Source organism: Mesorhizobium sp. M6A.T.Cr.TU.016.01.1.1 (assembly GCF_003952585.1).
GTDB lineage: Bacteria > Pseudomonadota > Alphaproteobacteria > Rhizobiales > Rhizobiaceae > Mesorhizobium > Mesorhizobium mediterraneum.
This window is the reverse complement of the sequence record NZ_CP034452.1, coordinates 6,437,310-6,452,999: the sequence shown is the minus strand read 5'-3', so window position 1 is coordinate 6,452,999 and position 15,690 is coordinate 6,437,310. Positions and strand designations below refer to the sequence as shown.

13 protein-coding genes are annotated in these 15,690 nt (G+C 63.5%); 7 read left to right on the top strand and 6 right to left on the bottom strand.

Going from position 1 to position 15,690, the window contains the following annotated elements; genetic code table 11:
• Nucleotides 1-306: 306 nt before the first annotated feature.
• From EJ075_RS31320 to EJ075_RS31305, 4 genes are all read left to right on the top strand, one after another.
• Nucleotides 307-2,079 (top strand): glucan ABC transporter ATP-binding protein/ permease, encoded by a 1,773-nt coding sequence (locus EJ075_RS31320; RefSeq protein ID WP_126106955.1) that lies wholly within the window; start codon nucleotides 307-309, stop codon nucleotides 2,077-2,079.
• 95 nt (nucleotides 2,080-2,174) lie between these two features.
• Nucleotides 2,175-2,936, top strand: a complete 762-nt coding sequence (locus EJ075_RS31315) for a heme ABC transporter permease (protein ID WP_126106954.1) — start codon at nucleotides 2,175-2,177, stop codon at nucleotides 2,934-2,936.
• 216 nt (nucleotides 2,937-3,152) lie between these two features.
• Nucleotides 3,153-3,833: an outer membrane beta-barrel protein gene (locus tag EJ075_RS31310; protein ID WP_095485704.1), complete on the top strand. Its 681-nt coding sequence runs from the start codon at nucleotides 3,153-3,155 to the stop codon at nucleotides 3,831-3,833.
• A gap of 56 nt (nucleotides 3,834-3,889) precedes the next feature.
• Nucleotides 3,890-5,521 carry a sulfotransferase gene (locus tag EJ075_RS31305; RefSeq protein ID WP_126106953.1) on the top strand — a complete coding sequence of 544 codons (1,632 nt, stop codon included), beginning with the start codon at nucleotides 3,890-3,892 and terminating at the stop codon, nucleotides 5,519-5,521.
• A 34-nt stretch (nucleotides 5,522-5,555) separates the two neighbouring features.
• Here the strand turns inward: EJ075_RS31305 and EJ075_RS31300 are convergent, their stop codons facing one another.
• Nucleotides 5,556-6,614, bottom strand: a complete 1,059-nt coding sequence (locus EJ075_RS31300; RefSeq protein WP_126106952.1) for a D-TA family PLP-dependent enzyme — start codon at nucleotides 6,612-6,614, stop codon at nucleotides 5,556-5,558.
• Between the two features lie 138 nt (nucleotides 6,615-6,752).
• On the opposite strand from EJ075_RS31300, the gene EJ075_RS31295 reads away from it, so the two are divergent.
• Nucleotides 6,753-7,439, top strand: a complete 687-nt coding sequence (locus tag EJ075_RS31295; RefSeq protein ID WP_126106951.1) for a D-lyxose/D-mannose family sugar isomerase — start codon at nucleotides 6,753-6,755, stop codon at nucleotides 7,437-7,439.
• Between the two features lie 42 nt (nucleotides 7,440-7,481).
• On the opposite strand, the gene EJ075_RS31290 is transcribed toward EJ075_RS31295, so the two are convergent.
• Genes EJ075_RS31290 through EJ075_RS31270 form a run of 5 tightly spaced genes read right to left on the bottom strand, consistent with a single transcriptional unit; the run spans nucleotide 7,482 to nucleotide 12,472 of the window.
• Entirely contained in the window at nucleotides 7,482-8,792 is a 1,311-nt protein-coding gene (locus EJ075_RS31290) for an aspartate aminotransferase family protein (RefSeq protein WP_126106950.1), read from the bottom strand.
• On the bottom strand, nucleotides 8,789-9,556 hold the full coding sequence (locus tag EJ075_RS31285) for an N-formylglutamate amidohydrolase (protein WP_126106949.1): 768 nt from the start codon (nucleotides 9,554-9,556) through the stop codon (nucleotides 8,789-8,791). The genes EJ075_RS31290 and EJ075_RS31285 overlap by 4 nt, the downstream gene beginning before the upstream one ends.
• Nucleotides 9,556-10,878 carry a glutamine synthetase gene (locus tag EJ075_RS31280; RefSeq protein WP_126106948.1) on the bottom strand — a complete coding sequence of 441 codons (1,323 nt, stop codon included), beginning with the start codon at nucleotides 10,876-10,878 and terminating at the stop codon, nucleotides 9,556-9,558. Before EJ075_RS31280 ends, EJ075_RS31285 begins: the two co-directional genes overlap by 1 nt.
• Entirely contained in the window at nucleotides 10,875-11,522 is a 648-nt protein-coding gene (locus tag EJ075_RS31275; protein ID WP_126106947.1) for an isochorismatase family cysteine hydrolase, read from the bottom strand. Before EJ075_RS31275 ends, EJ075_RS31280 begins: the two co-directional genes overlap by 4 nt.
• On the bottom strand, nucleotides 11,519-12,472 hold the full coding sequence (locus tag EJ075_RS31270; protein ID WP_126106946.1) for a MurR/RpiR family transcriptional regulator: 954 nt from the start codon (nucleotides 12,470-12,472) through the stop codon (nucleotides 11,519-11,521). The genes EJ075_RS31275 and EJ075_RS31270 overlap by 4 nt, the downstream gene beginning before the upstream one ends.
• A 156-nt stretch (nucleotides 12,473-12,628) precedes the next feature.
• Between EJ075_RS31270 and EJ075_RS31265 the strand changes: the two genes are divergently transcribed.
• Both EJ075_RS31265 and EJ075_RS31260 read left to right on the top strand, forming a co-directional pair.
• Nucleotides 12,629-13,795 (top strand): FAD-binding oxidoreductase, encoded by a 1,167-nt coding sequence (locus tag EJ075_RS31265; protein WP_126106945.1) that lies wholly within the window; start codon nucleotides 12,629-12,631, stop codon nucleotides 13,793-13,795.
• Between the two features lie 14 nt (nucleotides 13,796-13,809).
• Nucleotides 13,810-15,672, top strand: a complete 1,863-nt coding sequence (locus tag EJ075_RS31260; RefSeq protein ID WP_245458055.1) for a branched-chain amino acid ABC transporter ATP-binding protein/permease — start codon at nucleotides 13,810-13,812, stop codon at nucleotides 15,670-15,672.
• Nucleotides 15,673-15,690 lie beyond the last annotated feature (18 nt).

The following is a 15,690-nucleotide window of genomic DNA, read 5'->3' as shown; positions in this document are numbered from 1 at the left end:
TGTTCTAGCAATTCTACCGCGCGTCAGCTTTCCGAAAAGCCGATGCAGGCTTTAGAAACTCATACATAACCATTTGCTGATTAAAATTGCGGCAGTGCTTGCAGCCTGCCATGATTTTGCCGTAAGGCTGACATTTTACCTTTTTTCTCAAACTGTTAGGTGATCACGACAGATTTCGCAGCGTCGCCATCTTTTGTTCGCGAATTGGGAACTGAAGGGGTACACGAGCATTGTTTCGCGACACGTCAACGGGTACGAGTCAGAAAATGATGCAGTGCACAATAACAATTTGCCGGAGTAGCTGAAGTGTCCCTTCTGCAAATCTACTGGAGAGCGCTCGGTTATCTCGCTGCCGACAGGAAACGCGTGGCGTTTATCTGCGGGGCGAACATCGCGCTTGCCATTATCGCCATCCTTGAGCCGATCATGTTCGGACGGGTGATCGATGCTATTTCGGACGGCGGCTCGGTCTTTTCGACGCTCGGCGTGTGGGCCGGTATCGGCGTCTTCAACGTCGTCGCCTTCGTTCTGGTGGCGCGCGGCGCGGACCGCTTTGCCCATGCACGGCGCAGCGAGGTCCTTTGCCAGTCATTCGAGCGCGTGATCACCATGCCGCTTGCTTGGCATCATCAGCGCGGCACCTCCAATTCCCTGCATACGCTTCTGCGCGCGGTCGAGACCTTGTTCAGCCTCTGGCTGGAGTTCATGAGGCAGCATTTGTCCACTGTTGTCGCGCTGGTTCTGCTGGTGCCGACGGCGATCAGCATGGATATTCGCATGTCGATGGTCCTGCTGGCGCTGGGTGCGCTCTACGTCGGAATCGGGCGGCTGGTGATGCGTCGTACCAAGGAAGGCCAAGCGTCCGTGGAGCGGCACTTTCACAAGGTGTTCGCGCATGTGAGCGACTCGGTCAGCAACGTCGCCGTGCTGCAGAGCTACAATCGCATCGGCCACGAGACCGATGCCTTGAAGCGCTATGTCAAGAATCTGCTTGATGCCCAGTATCCGGTGCTCGACTGGTGGGCATTGGCCAACGCTCTGCATCGCCTGTCGTCGACCATTTCGATGATGGTCGTGCTGTTGATCGGCTCCTATCTGGTCATGCATGGCCAATTGCGTATCGGTGACGTCATAGCCTTTACCGGCTTTGCCACGCTGCTGATTGCCCGGCTCGACCAGATGTCGGCCTTCGCCAACCAGATTTCGGAAGCCAGGGCCAAGCTCGAGGAATTTTATCGCCTTGAGGACTCCGCGGCCGACGCCGCCGAGCCGGACGGGTTGCGTGACCTCGGCAACGTCACCGGTCATGTGCGTTTTGAAAACGTCAGCTTCGAATTCGCCAATTCGGGGCAGGGCGTGAACGATGTGTCGTTCGAGGTTCGTGCCGGTCAGACCGTGGCCATCGTCGGTCCGACGGGCGCAGGCAAGACCACGCTCATCAATCTTTTGCAGCGTGTCTTTGCACCGTCCAGCGGCCGTATCCTGATCGATGGCATCGATACCCGCACGGTGACCCGCAAGTCGCTGCGCCACTCGATCGCCACCGTGTTCCAGGATGCGGGCCTGCTCAACCGCTCGATCGAGGACAATATCCGCGTCGGGCGCGCCGAGGCGACCTATGATGAGGTCCACGCTGCCGCCAATGCCGCTGCCGCGCAGGATTTCATCCTGTCGAAGAGCAATGGCTATGACACGGTCGTCGGCGAACGCGGCGGACAGCTTTCGGGCGGCGAGCGCCAGCGTATCGCGATCGCGCGCGCCGTGCTGAAGGATTCGCCCATCCTGGTGCTCGACGAAGCGACCAGCGCGCTCGATGTCGAGACGGAAGACCGCGTCAAGGAAGCGATTGACGAATTGCGGCGCGGCCGCACCACCTTCATCATTGCCCACCGCCTGACCACCGTTCGCGATGCCGATCTGGTCGTGTTCATGGACAAGGGCAAGGTGGTCGAACTGGGTGGCTTCGCCGAACTGTCGATGCGCAATGGCCGCTTCGCCAGCCTGCTGCGCGCCGGCGGCTTGCTCAACGACGAGGAAGTCCGCCGCCTCAGCCGGACCATCACGGACGAGGCCGCCTGAGTTCTTTCCCTTCTCCCACAGGTGGGAGAAGGGAACCCGCCTGCGACACCACCACTCGATTGCCCCAAACGTGTCGCCGGTTTATGTAAAGCCGCATGAGTGACCTGACTTCACGCCTCAGCGGCTGGATGGATTTCGCCAACCCGACGCGATTTGTCGGGTTGGCCGATAGGGTGGTGCCATGGCTGGCGACCATCGCCACACTCCTCCTGGCCGCCGGGCTCTATATGAGCTTCACGGCGCCGGAGGATTTCCAGCAAGGCATCACCGTGCGCATCATGTATATCCATGTGCCCTTCGCCTGGCTGGCCATGATGTGTTTCACGCTGATGGCGGTTTCCGCGTTGGGCACGCTGGTATGGCGCCATCCGCTGGCCGATGTCGCGCTGAAGTCGGCGGCACCCATCGGCGCCGTCTTTACAGCGCTCGCGCTGATCACCGGTTCGATCTGGGGCAAGCCGATGTGGGGCACCTGGTGGGTGTGGGATGCGCGGCTGACCTCGGTCTTCGTGCTGTTTCTGATGTATCTCGGCATCATCGCGCTGACGCGGGCACTCGACGATGCGGCGCGCGCCGCCTGGGCCGCCGCAATCATCACCCTGGTCGGCTTCATCAACATCCCGATCATCAAATTCTCGGTCGACTGGTGGAACACGCTGCATCAGCCGGCTTCGGTGTTCCGGCTCGGCGGGCCGACCATCGATCCCAGCCTGTTGCGGCCGTTGCTGGTGATGGCTCTGGGCTTTACCGTGCTGTTCTTCGCGCTGCATCTGATGGCGATGCGCACGGAAATCCGACGTCGCCGTGTCATTTCCATGCGCCGCGTTGCGGCCCGGCAGGCCGATAAACACCATTAGAGGCGCCTGACTTGGCCGTCATTTCACTCTAATTCGCCGACAACCACGTGTCTGCCGTCAACATTGTCTGTGACTGGCCGAAGTAGGCATGTTGCAATGCTGCAACAGCGATCTCTATAACCTCGATCCCACCCCGTTTTCACTGTTGACAGCTAAGCCATGCACCGGAAGTGATGCATTATATTTGCCTGTTAATTGTCGTGGGGGATTTTGTCGATGAAAGTGCGTCTGCTTGCCGGTGTCTCCGCAATAGCCTTGACGCTTGGCTGGAACTCAGCCAATGCCGCCGACGCGGCGGTCGAAGTTCCGGCGGCCCAGGATCTCTGGTATGTCACACTGTTTGGTGGCGCCAGCTTTCCGAATGACGTGAAAACGCATTCCGACACCTACAACAATGACTTTTCGATGGACTTCGACACCGGCTTCGTGATCGGCGGCGTCGTCGGTAAGCGGCTCAACGATGTGTTCCGCGTCGAAGGCGAACTGTCCTATGCGCGATACAAGGCGAGTACGTATGACGAGGGTATCTTTCACGGGTATCCGGCTGACGGCGATTTGTCCGCCACCTATCTGCTCGCTAACGTCTGGGCCGACGTTGCTCATTTTGGAGATGCCAAGCTCTATGTCGGCGGCGGCATCGGCGCCGCCTATGTGACCGCCGACACAACCTGGGGCGGTCACGAATATGGATACGGATCTGGTGGGTGGGGTTTTGCCGGCCAGGTGGGAGCCGGCGTCACTTACGCGCTGGCGCAGAATATCGACCTCGATTTCGGCTACAGGTTCAAGGCCGTCTCCGCCGTCGACTTCGATTCCTCCCGCGAAGGCGATGCTGTATTCTCGGACGGGAAGTTGAATTCCCACAATCTGCAGCTCGGCGTTACATTCAAATTCTGATTGCTTCGAATTCTTGCTGCAGGCTGACTGCCGTTGCAGGCGATTGGGGGTGAAGCATGCCGCTCTTGCCACGCCGGCAGCCTGTCGGTCTACCGGCCATGGTCCAGGACTTTCTCCCGGCCGCCGGCGAGTCGGCGCCGGAGACGTTGCAGCGCGGTATCGACCTGCAGCGCCGCAAGCGCTTTCGCGAAGCCGAGTTCTGCTACCAGACCGTGCTTCGCCGGCAGCCCAAAAATGCCATGGCGCTCAATCTGATGGGCACGCTGGCGATCGAGGCCCAGCAAATTGAGACGGCCATCGACTTTATGAAGCGTGCGGTCAAGCTCGAACCGGGCAACGCCATTTTCCGCAACAATCTCGGCAACGCCTACAACCTGGTCGGCAACATCGAGCAGGCGCGCAAACAGCTGAAAAAAGCGATCGAGCTCGACGGGCGGCTTGTCGAGGCCTTATGCAATCTCGGCAAATCCTACCGGAGCCAGCTCGAGGGCGACATCGCCGAGGGTTTCTATCGCCGTGCACTGGCGGTCGACGGCCAGTCGATGACAGCGCTTGTCGGCATGGGCGAGTTGCTCACCGACATGGGCCGGCAAGCCGAGGCGGTCGAATGCTTTGGCCGCGCCATCGCCATCGACAAGGCGAATGTCGAGGCGCTGTCCGGGCTGGCGCTCGCGCGTCGGGCCGTCAAGGGCGATCCAGTCCTGGCTTTGGTGCGGGCCCGCCTCGAACTGCCGATGACTACCGATCGCGAGCGGGTGATCCTGCATCACGCCGCCGGAAAAATCCTCAACGACCAGCACGAGTATCGCCTGGCCATCCACCATTTCGCCCGGGCCAAGGCAATCTCCGGCAATGATTTCGACATTGCCCTGCACACGCGGCTCTATGACAGCTTCATCGAGACTTTCGACGCCGGTTTTTTCGAAGCGCGGCCAAAATTCGGCAATCCGTCCGAACGGCCGGTCTTCATTGTCGGTATGCCACGTTCAGGAACGACGTTGACCGAGCAAATATGCGCCAGCCATCACGATATCCATGGTGCCGGTGAACTGCCGACCATCCGTTCATTGGCCGGCGAACTTGGATTCGACCAGCTTGATCCGGCGATTTTCGCCAAGGCCATGGCGGCGCTCACACCGGCGAAGGCGAGGGAGCTTGGCTCGAAATATCTCGACCATCTCAACAAGCGCAACGGCAAGGCGGCGTGTGTCGTCGACAAGATGCCGCATAATTTCGAGCTGCTGGCTTTCATCAGCCTGATTTTGCCGAATGCCCGCATCGTCCACTGCAGGCGTGACCCGATGGACAATTGCACGTCCTGTTTCATGCACAATTTCTCCGATACCCACGGCTACAATGCCGATCTGACCAAGCTTGGGCAGTATTACCGGCAATATGATCGCCTGATGCGCCATTGGGCCAAGGTCGTGCCGCTTGCCATCCACGACATGCCCTACGAAAAAACGGTGGCTGATTTCGAGACCCAAGCCCGCGGATTGATCGGATTCCTTGGCGTCGAATGGGACGATGCGTGTCTTCGTTTCCACGAAACCGAGCGCACGGTGCGCACGCCAAGCCGCTGGCAGGTGCGCCAGCCCATCTATTCGTCCTCGGTCGAGCGCTGGAAACTGTACGGCGATGCCCTCGATCCATTGAGGGCTGCACTGGGTCCGCTTGTCCAACCCTGAACCAAACGGTCGTTCGGTCCGAACGACGTCGAACTCACCCCATGCGGCCACGCGCTGCCACCGGCAGCGTTTCAAGCACCTTGTCGCCGTCGACCAGATGCACCTCGTCGAACAGGTTGGTGACGACGCAGCAATGGTCGGGCACGACGCGCACGCGCTGGCCGATACGCAGCCTGGCGTCGCCGGAAAGCGTGATTTTGCCGTGCTCCTCGCTGAGGCCGGTGACGGTGGCGCCCGGAACGCCCAGCAGTTCGCCGAAATCGGGCAGCCCCAGCGTGTCGCTGGACAAGGCTTTGCTGCCGGCATCGAGGATGGCCCGTGTCGGCGTCGGATGGCTGACCACCGTCGACAGCACCGTCAGCGCGCAATCGTCGAGGCTTCCGACGCCTTTGGCGACCTGGTAGCGGTCGAGATAGATGTAGGTGCCGGGGCGGTACTCGGTGACGACGGAAGCCTCGCTTGAGCGCCACATATCCGGCGTGCCGCCGCTGGAGATGCGTTCGCAGGCAAGACCGGATGCAGCGAGCGCCTGGCGCGCACCGGCGAGCCATGTCTCGGCCTCGGCAGCGCGGCCTGCCGCCGGATAGGTCATCAGCCCGCCGAAGGCGAGCCCCTTGGCCTTGTCGATCTCTCTGGCCAATGCGACCGCCCCGCTGGCCAACTGGACGCCGCAGCGGCCCATGCCGGTATCGCATTCCACCAGCACCTGTAGCGGCTGGCCTGGATCGGCGAAGGTGGCGGCGAGACCCGCAAGCGTTTCCATGCTGTCTGATGTCACCGACAGCGTCACACGGCCGTGCAGCGCCTTGAGGCGCTCCAGCTTGGCCTTGCCCAGAATGTTGTAAGGGAGAAAAATGTCGGTGAGGCCGGCATCGGCCATCACCTCGGCTTCACCGATCTTCTGGCAGGTGATGCCGACCGCACCCGCTGCGATCTGCTTCTTTGCCCAGTAAGGCAGTTTGTGGGTCTTGATGTGCGGCCTGAGCTTCAGACCGTGCCGGTCGGCATGGGCCTGCGCCCGCGCGATGTTGGCTTCGGCGCGGGCGGCGTCGATCAGGATCGCCGGTGTATCGAGGTCATCTATGCTGCGCATGGATTATCACCCTGGGGATTTGCCTGGACTTATGGCCTTGATCGGCCCGGATGTCATGAGGCCAGCATGCGCTTTACGTCGACACCGGAGCGGTGTTCGGTTATGCGCTGTAGGCCAGCCTGAAGAAGGATCACGACCATGAAACGTTCCACCGTCAACGACATCATCCGCGATGCCGATGCCTTCATCCGCTCGTTCGGCTACATCATGCCGCCCTTCGCCTATTGGTCGCCGGAAGAGATGAAGGCGCGCCGGCAGGATTCGTCGGCCATCTTCTCCTCTCGGCTCGGCTGGGACATCACCGATTACGGCCAGGGCAAGTTTGGCGAACTCGGCCTCTTCCTGTTCACCGTTCGCAACGGTCGCTACGAGGACATGAAGAAGGGCATGGGCATGCTCTATGCCGAGAAGATCATGATCTCGCGCAAGGATCAGCTGTCACCAATGCACCGCCACAACATCAAGGCCGAAGACATCATCAACCGTGGCGGCGGCAGACTGGTGCTGGAACTGTTCATGCATGATCGCGATGGCGGCATCGATCCGAAGGCCGAGGTATCGGTTCCTGTCGACGGAACCATCCACAGGCTGCCGGCGGGCGGGCACCTGAAGCTCGACCCAGGCCAGAGCGTCACGCTGCTGCCGGGCGTCTGGCACGCCTTCTGGGCCGAAGGCAAGGATGTGCTCATCGGCGAGGTGTCGACCGTCAACGACGATCTCACCGACAATGTCTTCCGCGAACCGATCGGCCGCTTCGCGGACATCGACGAGGATGTCGCGCCGCTGCACCTCTTGGTGTCCGACTACGAGAAGTGGGTAGGGTAGCTTTTCCCAATGGCGGGCGCGCCGCCCTTCATCTGGCCTGAGCTACCACATCATGAAGGAAGCGACGTCCGCGTCGGAGACCTTGCCTGCCGTCACGTCGGCGATCGCCTGATCGACGATGGCCGCGCCTTCGGCGACCTCATCCTCGGTCAGCGTCAGCGGCGGCATGAATTCGAGCACATTGGCCTTCAGCCCGACATAGGTGAAGGCCGCACCCAGTTCGTAGCCGCGATAGATGATCTTGGCCGTCGTCGTCGCCGCGACCGGCTCGCGTGTCTTGCGGTCCTTGACCAGATCGACACCGACGGCAAGGCCGCGCCCGCGCACGTCGCCGATGATTTCGTGTTTTGCGCCGAGCGCCCGCAGCGAATCTGTAAACAGCGTGCCGACGCGCGCCGAGCGCTCGACCAGGCCTACGCTGTCGATCGTTTTCAGCACGGCGTTGCCGGCGGACGCCGCCACCGGGTTGCCGGCGGTGGTCTGCAGCGCGAAGGCTGGCGCATGGTCCATGATCTCCTTCGGGCCGACAACGGCCGAAAGCGGCAGGCCGCCGCCGATACCCTTGCCGAACACGACCAGATCGGGCGTCAGTCCTTCGTGCTGGAAACAGTGCATCATGCCGCTGCGGGCCAGCCCGACCTTGACCTCGTCGACGACTATTCTGATGCCGTGCCTGCGGCAACGCTCTTGCAACGCTTTGAGGAAGCCGGGCGGCGGCACGATCAGCCCACCATCCGACATCAGTGGCTCGATGAATACGGCAGCCACCTGATGCGGCGGGCAGGTGGTCTCGAACTGGTAGTCGAGGAGAGCAAGAACAGCCTCGGCGCTGAACTGCGGCCGGTACGGATCGGGGTAGGGGAGCAAAAGCACCCCTGGCCTCGGCAGCGTGTGGGTCATGGCGGTATGGCCGCTGATGCCCATCGAGCCGGAGAGATTGCCGTGATAGGAGCCGATGAAGGAGATGAAGCGCGAGCGGCCTGTCGCGGCCTGCAGAACGCGCACGGCGCAGTCATTGGCGTCCGACCCGGAATGGCCGAACCAGACGCGCCGTTCGCCGTTGCCCGGTGTGATCGCCAGCAGCCGCTCGGCCAGCGAAACTGCTGGTTCGTTCGGGTAGAGCAGGAGACTGGCGCCCGCCATGTCGCGGATCGACGCTTCGACCGCGGCGACGATGGCCGGATGGCCGTAACCGAGGATTGCCGGACCGGCCGAGCCGGACAGGTCGAGCAGCGAGCGGCCGCCTTCCTCGATCAGCCGATTGCCCTGGCCGCCGACGACGCTCAGCGGCGAGAAACGCAGCTTGCCGATTTGGGCGATGGTTGCCGCGTCGCGCTCGCGCAGATTGCTCATGACGCCTTCTCCTTCTGCTGCGCGGGCAAGGCGGCGGCCAGACGGTTCGCCCACGCCTCGATGCCGGAGCGGCTCGACAACAGATCCTGCCGGATCTCTATGAGAACGGCGGGAATACCGCGATCGTCGCCATGGATGGGCACCGCGTAGTCGGCGTCGCGGCTGATCACGTAAGGCACGTTCGCCCCGACATTGAGCGCGCCGTCGACACCTAGGCCGGCGAGGATCGCTTCGCCGAAATCGCCGGCGCGATCGTAAAGCACGCCGGCATGCCAGGGCCTGGGAACCCCGAGGAAGACCGGCGTGAAGCTGTGGATCGTCGCGATCCGCGTCGGCCGGCCGTCCTTCGCCCGGCGGTCGAGATGAGCGGCCACCCGATCGTGGAAAGGCATGAACATGATTTCGGCGCGCCGGGCCTGCTCCGCCGGGTCGAGCCTGACATTGCCGGGAATGTCGGTATCTTCAGACAGGACAGGAATGCTGCCGCTCGTGCCCAGCGGCCGGTTGAGGTCGATCAGCAGCCGTGAATAGCCGCTGAGGAAGGCGGGCGCATCGAGCAGCACCGACAGACGGCGCGTCACTTCGGCGGCGCCGATGTCCCAGGCGATGTGGCGCTGCAGATGGCTGATATCGAGCCCGAGCTGTCCGTATTCCGCCGGAATGTGATTGGACGCATGCTCGCACAACAGCACGATATCGGAGCGTCCATTTTCGTTGAGCACGTCGACGGCAGCCGGCCACTCAGTTGCAAGCTGCGCAGCCATCAATAAAGCGTCCGGTAGAGGTCGCAGACAGCCACCGGATCGAGACCGGCAAGGCGCTCGGTCTCATGCCGCTTGAGGCCGACGAAGGTCTCGACGAAGACCGGTGCGAACCACCCGGTGACGGTGCTGTCGGCGGTGAGCGCATCGAGCGCCGCCGGCAGGGTTTCCGGCAGGCGTATGAGACCAAGCTTCTTGCGCTCCGCCTCACTCATCAGCGTCGGGTCGCCGGTGACCAATGGCGGCGTCGGCAGCTTGGCCTTCAGCCCTTCCAGTCCCGCGCGCACGATGGCCGCCAGCGACAGATAGGGATTGCCGGTGGCGTCGGCGGCCCGGTACTCGATATTGTATTGCCGCGCCGGATCGCGCCCGCCGATCGTCACCGTCGGGCAGATGCGTAAGGATGCCTCGCGGTCGCGATCGGCAAGCCAAGTGTAGGACGAGCTCCAGCTATGCGGCTTCAGCCGGTAGTAGGACGACACGCTCGCCGCCGTCATGGCGGTGATACCAGGCAGATGGCGCAGCACGCCGGCACAGAAGGCACCGGCCTGGCTGGAAAGACCGCCTGGTCGCGTCGGATCGTAGGTCGCCGGCTTGCCGGCGTCGTCGACGAAGCTGAAATGGATGTGGACGCCGTTGCCGACGGCATCGGGAGCGGGTTTGGGCGTGAAACTGGCGCGCCAGCCGGCATTGCGTGCAACTTCGCGGGTGATCTCGCGGATGGCGACAGCGCGGTCGGCTGCGGCAAGCGCATCAGCTGGCTCGTGTGTCACCTCGAATTGATCGATGCCGAACTCGGCGATGACCACTTCGGGCGCGACGCCGGCTTCTTCCAGCGCCGCCATCAAATTGGGAGCAAAGGGGTCGGCGCGGCGCAGCGCAGCGAACGACAAAGAATGACCTGGCGCGTAGCCGGCATCGGCGATGTGGAACTCATGCTCGAAGGCGGCGATGACGGAAAGCCCGGTTGCTGCCTTCAGCTCCGCCAGCGCATCGCTGAGCATGGTTCGCGTGCAACCCACCCACGGGCTGCCGTCGAGTTCGACGATGTTGCCGGCGACCATGTCGAACGGCGTCGTCGATCCGGTCAGCGCTGTCCGAAAACGGGCGTTGAGATCAGGCACCAGCCGCACATCGCCAGACGAACCCCAGGGATTGGGATCGACGATGGAATTGAACGGCGTCAGCGACAGATTGGCCTGCAGCCAGCCGACGCCGGTGGCGGCGATCTTCTGCAGCTTGCTCTCGACGACCGAGCGGCCGCGCGTGATGGCGGAGAGATCGGTGGTGACGACGGCAACGAGCGGTTCGACTGTCGATGTCATGCAGCTTTTCCCAAGGCTTCGAAGCGCGCGGCGACGGTGGCGGTATCAGTGACCCAGCAATAGCCGCCAAACGCCTTGAGCGCACCGTCATGGCGCTCCTGCGTGGCGGCCGCGCAGGCATCCGACACGCAGGTGACGAGGTAGCCGCGATCGGCTGCGTCGCGCACCGCCATGTCGACGCACTGGTCGGTCATGATGCCGGCAACGATCAGGTAACGCACGCCGAGGTTCTTCAGCACATAGTCGATGTTGGTCGAGTTGAAGACGCCCGACGACGTCTTCGGCAGCATGATCTCGTCGCCGACCGGAGCCAGCGACGGCACCGGCAGGCCTTCCGGCCGGCTGGGCGCGATATGGATCGGCGTCAGCTTGTGGTCGAGCGAGCAGTCGCGGCCGTCTTCCGTTAGGCTCTGGATGATGGTGTGGATCACCTCGATGCCGTTGGCGCGGGCGGCCGCCAGCAGGCGTTCCTGGTTGGGGATCGTCTGCGACGTCGTCTGCCGGTAGAAATAGTGGTCAGGGCCGCGCTCCGGATGCGCCGGATCGGCGCCGGGCTCCAGCCAAACACGTTGCATGTCGACCAGAAGCAGCGCGGTTTCGCCGGCCCGGAAGGGCTCGTTTCGTTTTGGCAATGCCTGCGTCACGCTTTCTGGTCCTGCTTCACTGATTTGGATTGGACTGATTTAGGTTGGGCTGATTTGGGCCCGGGCATCCTGCGTGTCCCGGTTTCTTCGGGGCCGGCACTGTCGAGGGTCACGGCATTCGCATGCCGCACCTCCTCCAACTTTTCGATGCGTTCGCGGGCGCCATCGCTTAGCGTGGACACGATATGGGCGACCAGCGCCTCCATCTGCGCAATCGCCGGCGCCAGCGTGTCGTATGGGGAGGCGACTTCCAGCGGGCTGACGATGGTGACCTCGGCGAGATCGGCGATCGGCGACAGCCATTGATCGGTGAACAGCACGATGCGCACGTCGCGCGCCGCCGCCTGCCGGGTGTAGTCGATGACGTCGAACTGGTAGCGGCGATAATCGAAAACGACCAGCACGTCGCGGCGGCCAAGATCGGCCAGCGTGTCGAAGGCCTGTGCCGACAACGTGCCGAGGTCGCGCACACCCGGCCTGAATTGCAGCATGTAGCCGGCGAACATGCTGGCGATATGGCGGCTGAAACGGCCGCCGAGCATGACCGCCTCGCCCTTGGCTTCCATCAGCAAACGGGCGGCGCGCTCGTAGCTCTGCAACGGCGTCAGGCTGACCGATTTCTCGAGCGCAGCACCGACCGAGCCGAGATAGGCGAGGATGGCGCTGTCTTCCGCGCCTGTCGGCCGCTTGGCTTCCATCATAAGCAGGGGTGAATGCAGCCTGGCCTCGACTTCGGCCAGAAGCTTCGCCTGGAAGTCCGGAAAGCCATCATAGCCGAGCTTCACCACCAGCCTGACCACGGTTGGGTCGCTGACGCCGGCACGCCGGGCCAGTGACGAAGCGGTGCCGAGGCCGGAGGTCGGATAGTCGGTCAGAAGCAGCCGGACGATCTTTTCCTCCGACGGCGTCAGCGCAAAATCCCCGCGCATCAGAACATCGCGTATCGACATTGGCCTCCCCAAAATCGGTGTTGGGCTTACCTGCCTCGTTGTGTCGAGTTTATTACAGAGATTTTAATTTCGGTCAACAATGAAGAGATGTTGACATAACCGGACGACTGGTCTTAGCTTTGTCGGAAAGCAGCCAAGAGACTGTGGGGAACAGCCATGCGGACTGGAAGCGACGTCATCGTCGTCGGCGCGGGTATCGTTGGATCGAGCGCGACCTATCATCTGGCCGCGTCCGGTGTCGAGGTGACGCTTGTCGAGCAGACGCACCCCGCCGGCGGGCCGTCCGGCAAGTCCTCGGCGCTGCTGCATGCCTTCTATTTGATGCCGGAACTGTCGCAGCTTGCCATTCGTGGCCGCGAGATCCTTGTGTCCTTGCCGGAGATATCAGGCGAGGGCGCCTTCGTCACCGAGATCGGCATGATGTGGGTCTGCGGCAACGACAATGAAGCGAGCTGGAAGGCCGCCGCCGAACGCATTCGCGGCGAGGGCGCATTGATCGAGACGCTGTCGCCACAGGCCTTCGCCAATGCCGCGCCCGGCTTTGCGCTGAACAATGTGGCGCTGGCGCTATGGGAGCCCGAGTACGGCTATGCCGACGCCTTCGGCGCAACCAATGCAATTGCCCGCGCCGCCAAGGCACGCGGTGCCAGGATCATGCAGAACAGCCTCGTCGAACGGCTTGTGAAAGAGGGCGACCGCATCAGCGGCGTCGCGCTCGCCGATGGAACGGTGCTGAAGGCCGATGCCGTGGTGCTCGCCGCCGGGCCATGGACGCGCCGGCTGCTGGCGACGGTCGGCCTCGATCTGCCTCTGCATGTCGAGCGCCACCCGATGGCCGTGCTCGACGCCGCCGGCAAGGCGCGCCAGGTCATGCCTTTCGCTTGGTGCGACGACATCTCCTGTAACTATGCGCGGCCCGACAATGACGGCGTCATTCTTGCCGGCACCTGGGCCGGCGGCGGCACCGGCTTGCGTCATGAGCACGCAGGCCGTCCGCGTTTCGTCGATAACCCCGACGACTACATGGAAGGCGTCGAGGAATCAGAATCGGTCGAGATCCTCGAGACCTTCGCGACGCGCGTGCCGGCGATGGCCGATCTTGGCATCCGCCCCGGCTATGCCGGGCTTTACGACATGAGCCCCGACGACCTGCCGGTGATCGGCGCCATGCCTGGCATCGACGGACTTTTCGTTTCGGCCGGCTCCTCGGGCCACGGCTTCAAGACCGGCCCGGCGGTCGGCGAAGCGGTGGCAAGACTGGTCACCGAAGGCGCCCAGCCGATCCTGGCACCGTTTTCGCCCAGCCGCTTCAAGGCCGCCTGATGGCGTCGGCGGCGATGAGCGAGGGCAGGGCGCGGTCGTTGATGCCGGCCGCGTTTCGCAACGCCTCAGCCGATGCGCTTTGCATGGTGGCGGTGCTGCTGCTGGCGGGGCTCATTGTCTTCTTCTTCGGCGGCGCCGCCATGCAGCGCGTCGTCACCTATGCCGCGATCATGCTGACGGCGGTGCTCGGGCTGCAGATATTCTCCGGCAACAGCGGCATCGTCTCCTTCGGCCACGCCGCCTTTGTCGGTCTCGGCGCCTATGCCACCGGCATCCTGACCATGCCGGCGGCGCTGCAGCGCACCGCGTTGCGCGACCTGCCGCAGTTTCTCGCTGGCTATGAACTCTCCTTCTTCGCCGCGCTCGCCGTCGTGCTGATCCTTGCGATCGTCATCGGCCTGCTGACCGGCACGCCTCTGCTCAGGCTGTCCGGATCGAGCGCTTCCATCGCCACGCTCGCCATGCTGATCATCGTCTACACGCTACTGGTTGCCGGACGCGAGATCACCCGCGGCAGCCAGCCCTTTTACGGCGTGCCGCGCGAGGTCGGTCTGTGGACCGCTATCGGCGTCGCTTCGGTGGCGCTGGTCGTGGCGAGGCTGTTCCGCGAGACTGCCTTCGGCCTTGCCACCCGCGCCGCCGCCAATGACGAGCGCGGTGCCGCCGCCGTCGGCGTCGATCAGCGCACCTCGCGGCTGGCCGCTTGGGTGGTGGGCGCGGTCGCCGCCATGGCCGCGGGCGCCATGATGGCGCAGTTCCTTGGCGCCTTTTCGCCGCGCGACTTCTATTTCGACCTCGGCTTCACCTTGCTGGCCATGCTGATCGTCGGTGGCATGAGCTCCTCGCTCGGCGCCTTTGCCGGCGTCGTCGTCACCATCGTCGTTATCGAGGTGGTGCGTCGCTTCGAAGGCGGCGGCGAGGTGTTCGGCCTGCATCTGCCGGTGCTGTTCGGCCTGACCCAGGGCGTGCTCGCCATCGCCATGATCCTGGTCATCTGGCGGCGGCCGACTGGCCTGTTCGGCGAGCGCGAATTGAACCTTTTGCGCCGGCCCGCCCGCCAAGTCGCGACTATCCCGGCTGCGCCGCTGCTGCATGCCGAGCGCGACCGGCTAGCGGCCGACCATCTGTCGCGGCGCTATGCCGGCGTCGTCGCCGTCGACGACGTCACGCTAAACTTCGACACCGACAGCATCACCGGCATCATCGGCCCGAATGGTGCCGGCAAGACGACGCTGCTTAACATGCTCGCCGGCGACGTCGAGCCGAGCGCCGGCAGCGTGTCGATCGGCGGTTCGGTGAGGCAGGCTTCGGCCTTCCGCTTCGCCCGCTCTGGCGTTGCCCGCACCTTCCAGAACATCCGCGTCTTCCCGCAGATGACCGTGCTGGAAAATGTCGTGGTCGCCGCCCGCTCGGTCGAGCCCGACCTTGCCAGTGCCGAGGCGGCCGCGATGCGCGAGCTTTCCCGCATGGGCCTGGAGAAATTTGCCGATCAGCCCGCCGCCAGGCTCGCATATGGCCAACGCCGCCGGCTGGAGGTGGCGCGGGCGCTGGCGCTGAAACCGCGCTTCCTGCTGCTCGACGAGCCCGCCGCCGGCATGAACGCGGTCGAGACCGCCGAGCTGGTTTCCATCCTCTCGGCCGTCCGCGCCGAGCGGCGCATCGGTGTCGTCCTGATCGAGCACGACATGCGGCTGGTGATGAACCTGTGCGAACGCATCGTCGTCATCGACCATGGCCGCGTCATCGCCGACGGCACGCCGGCCGAAGTGCAAAAGAACCCTGCCGTCATCGCCGCCTATCTTGGCAGCCGCACCGCCCGCGCCAAGACAGGACAAGAAACGCCTGCCAACGAAACACCTGCAAGTGAAACCGCATAGCCAACGATAACAAATCCA

Excerpts from the sequence above, each read along its gene's own strand:
- EJ075_RS31310 (WP_095485704.1), top strand. The coding sequence starts at position 3,153 with ATGAAAGTGCGTCTGCTTGCCGGTGTCTCCGCAATAGCCTTGACGCTT.
- EJ075_RS31290 (WP_126106950.1), bottom strand. The coding sequence starts at position 8,792 with ATGAGCAATCTGCGCGAGCGCGACGCGGCAACCATCGCCCAAATCGGC.
- EJ075_RS31300 (WP_126106952.1), bottom strand. The coding sequence starts at position 6,614 with ATGCGCAGCATAGATGACCTCGATACACCGGCGATCCTGATCGACGCC.
- EJ075_RS31285 (WP_126106949.1), bottom strand. The coding sequence starts at position 9,556 with ATGGCTGCGCAGCTTGCAACTGAGTGGCCGGCTGCCGTCGACGTGCTC.
- EJ075_RS31265 (WP_126106945.1), top strand. The coding sequence starts at position 12,629 with ATGCGGACTGGAAGCGACGTCATCGTCGTCGGCGCGGGTATCGTTGGA.
- EJ075_RS31295 (WP_126106951.1), top strand. The coding sequence starts at position 6,753 with ATGAAACGTTCCACCGTCAACGACATCATCCGCGATGCCGATGCCTTC.
- EJ075_RS31270 (WP_126106946.1), bottom strand. The coding sequence starts at position 12,472 with ATGTCGATACGCGATGTTCTGATGCGCGGGGATTTTGCGCTGACGCCG.
- EJ075_RS31280 (WP_126106948.1), bottom strand. The coding sequence starts at position 10,878 with ATGACATCGACAGTCGAACCGCTCGTTGCCGTCGTCACCACCGATCTC.
- EJ075_RS31305 (WP_126106953.1), top strand. The coding sequence starts at position 3,890 with ATGCCGCTCTTGCCACGCCGGCAGCCTGTCGGTCTACCGGCCATGGTC.
- EJ075_RS31315 (WP_126106954.1), top strand. The coding sequence starts at position 2,175 with ATGAGTGACCTGACTTCACGCCTCAGCGGCTGGATGGATTTCGCCAAC.
- EJ075_RS31260 (WP_245458055.1), top strand. The coding sequence starts at position 13,810 with ATGAGCGAGGGCAGGGCGCGGTCGTTGATGCCGGCCGCGTTTCGCAAC.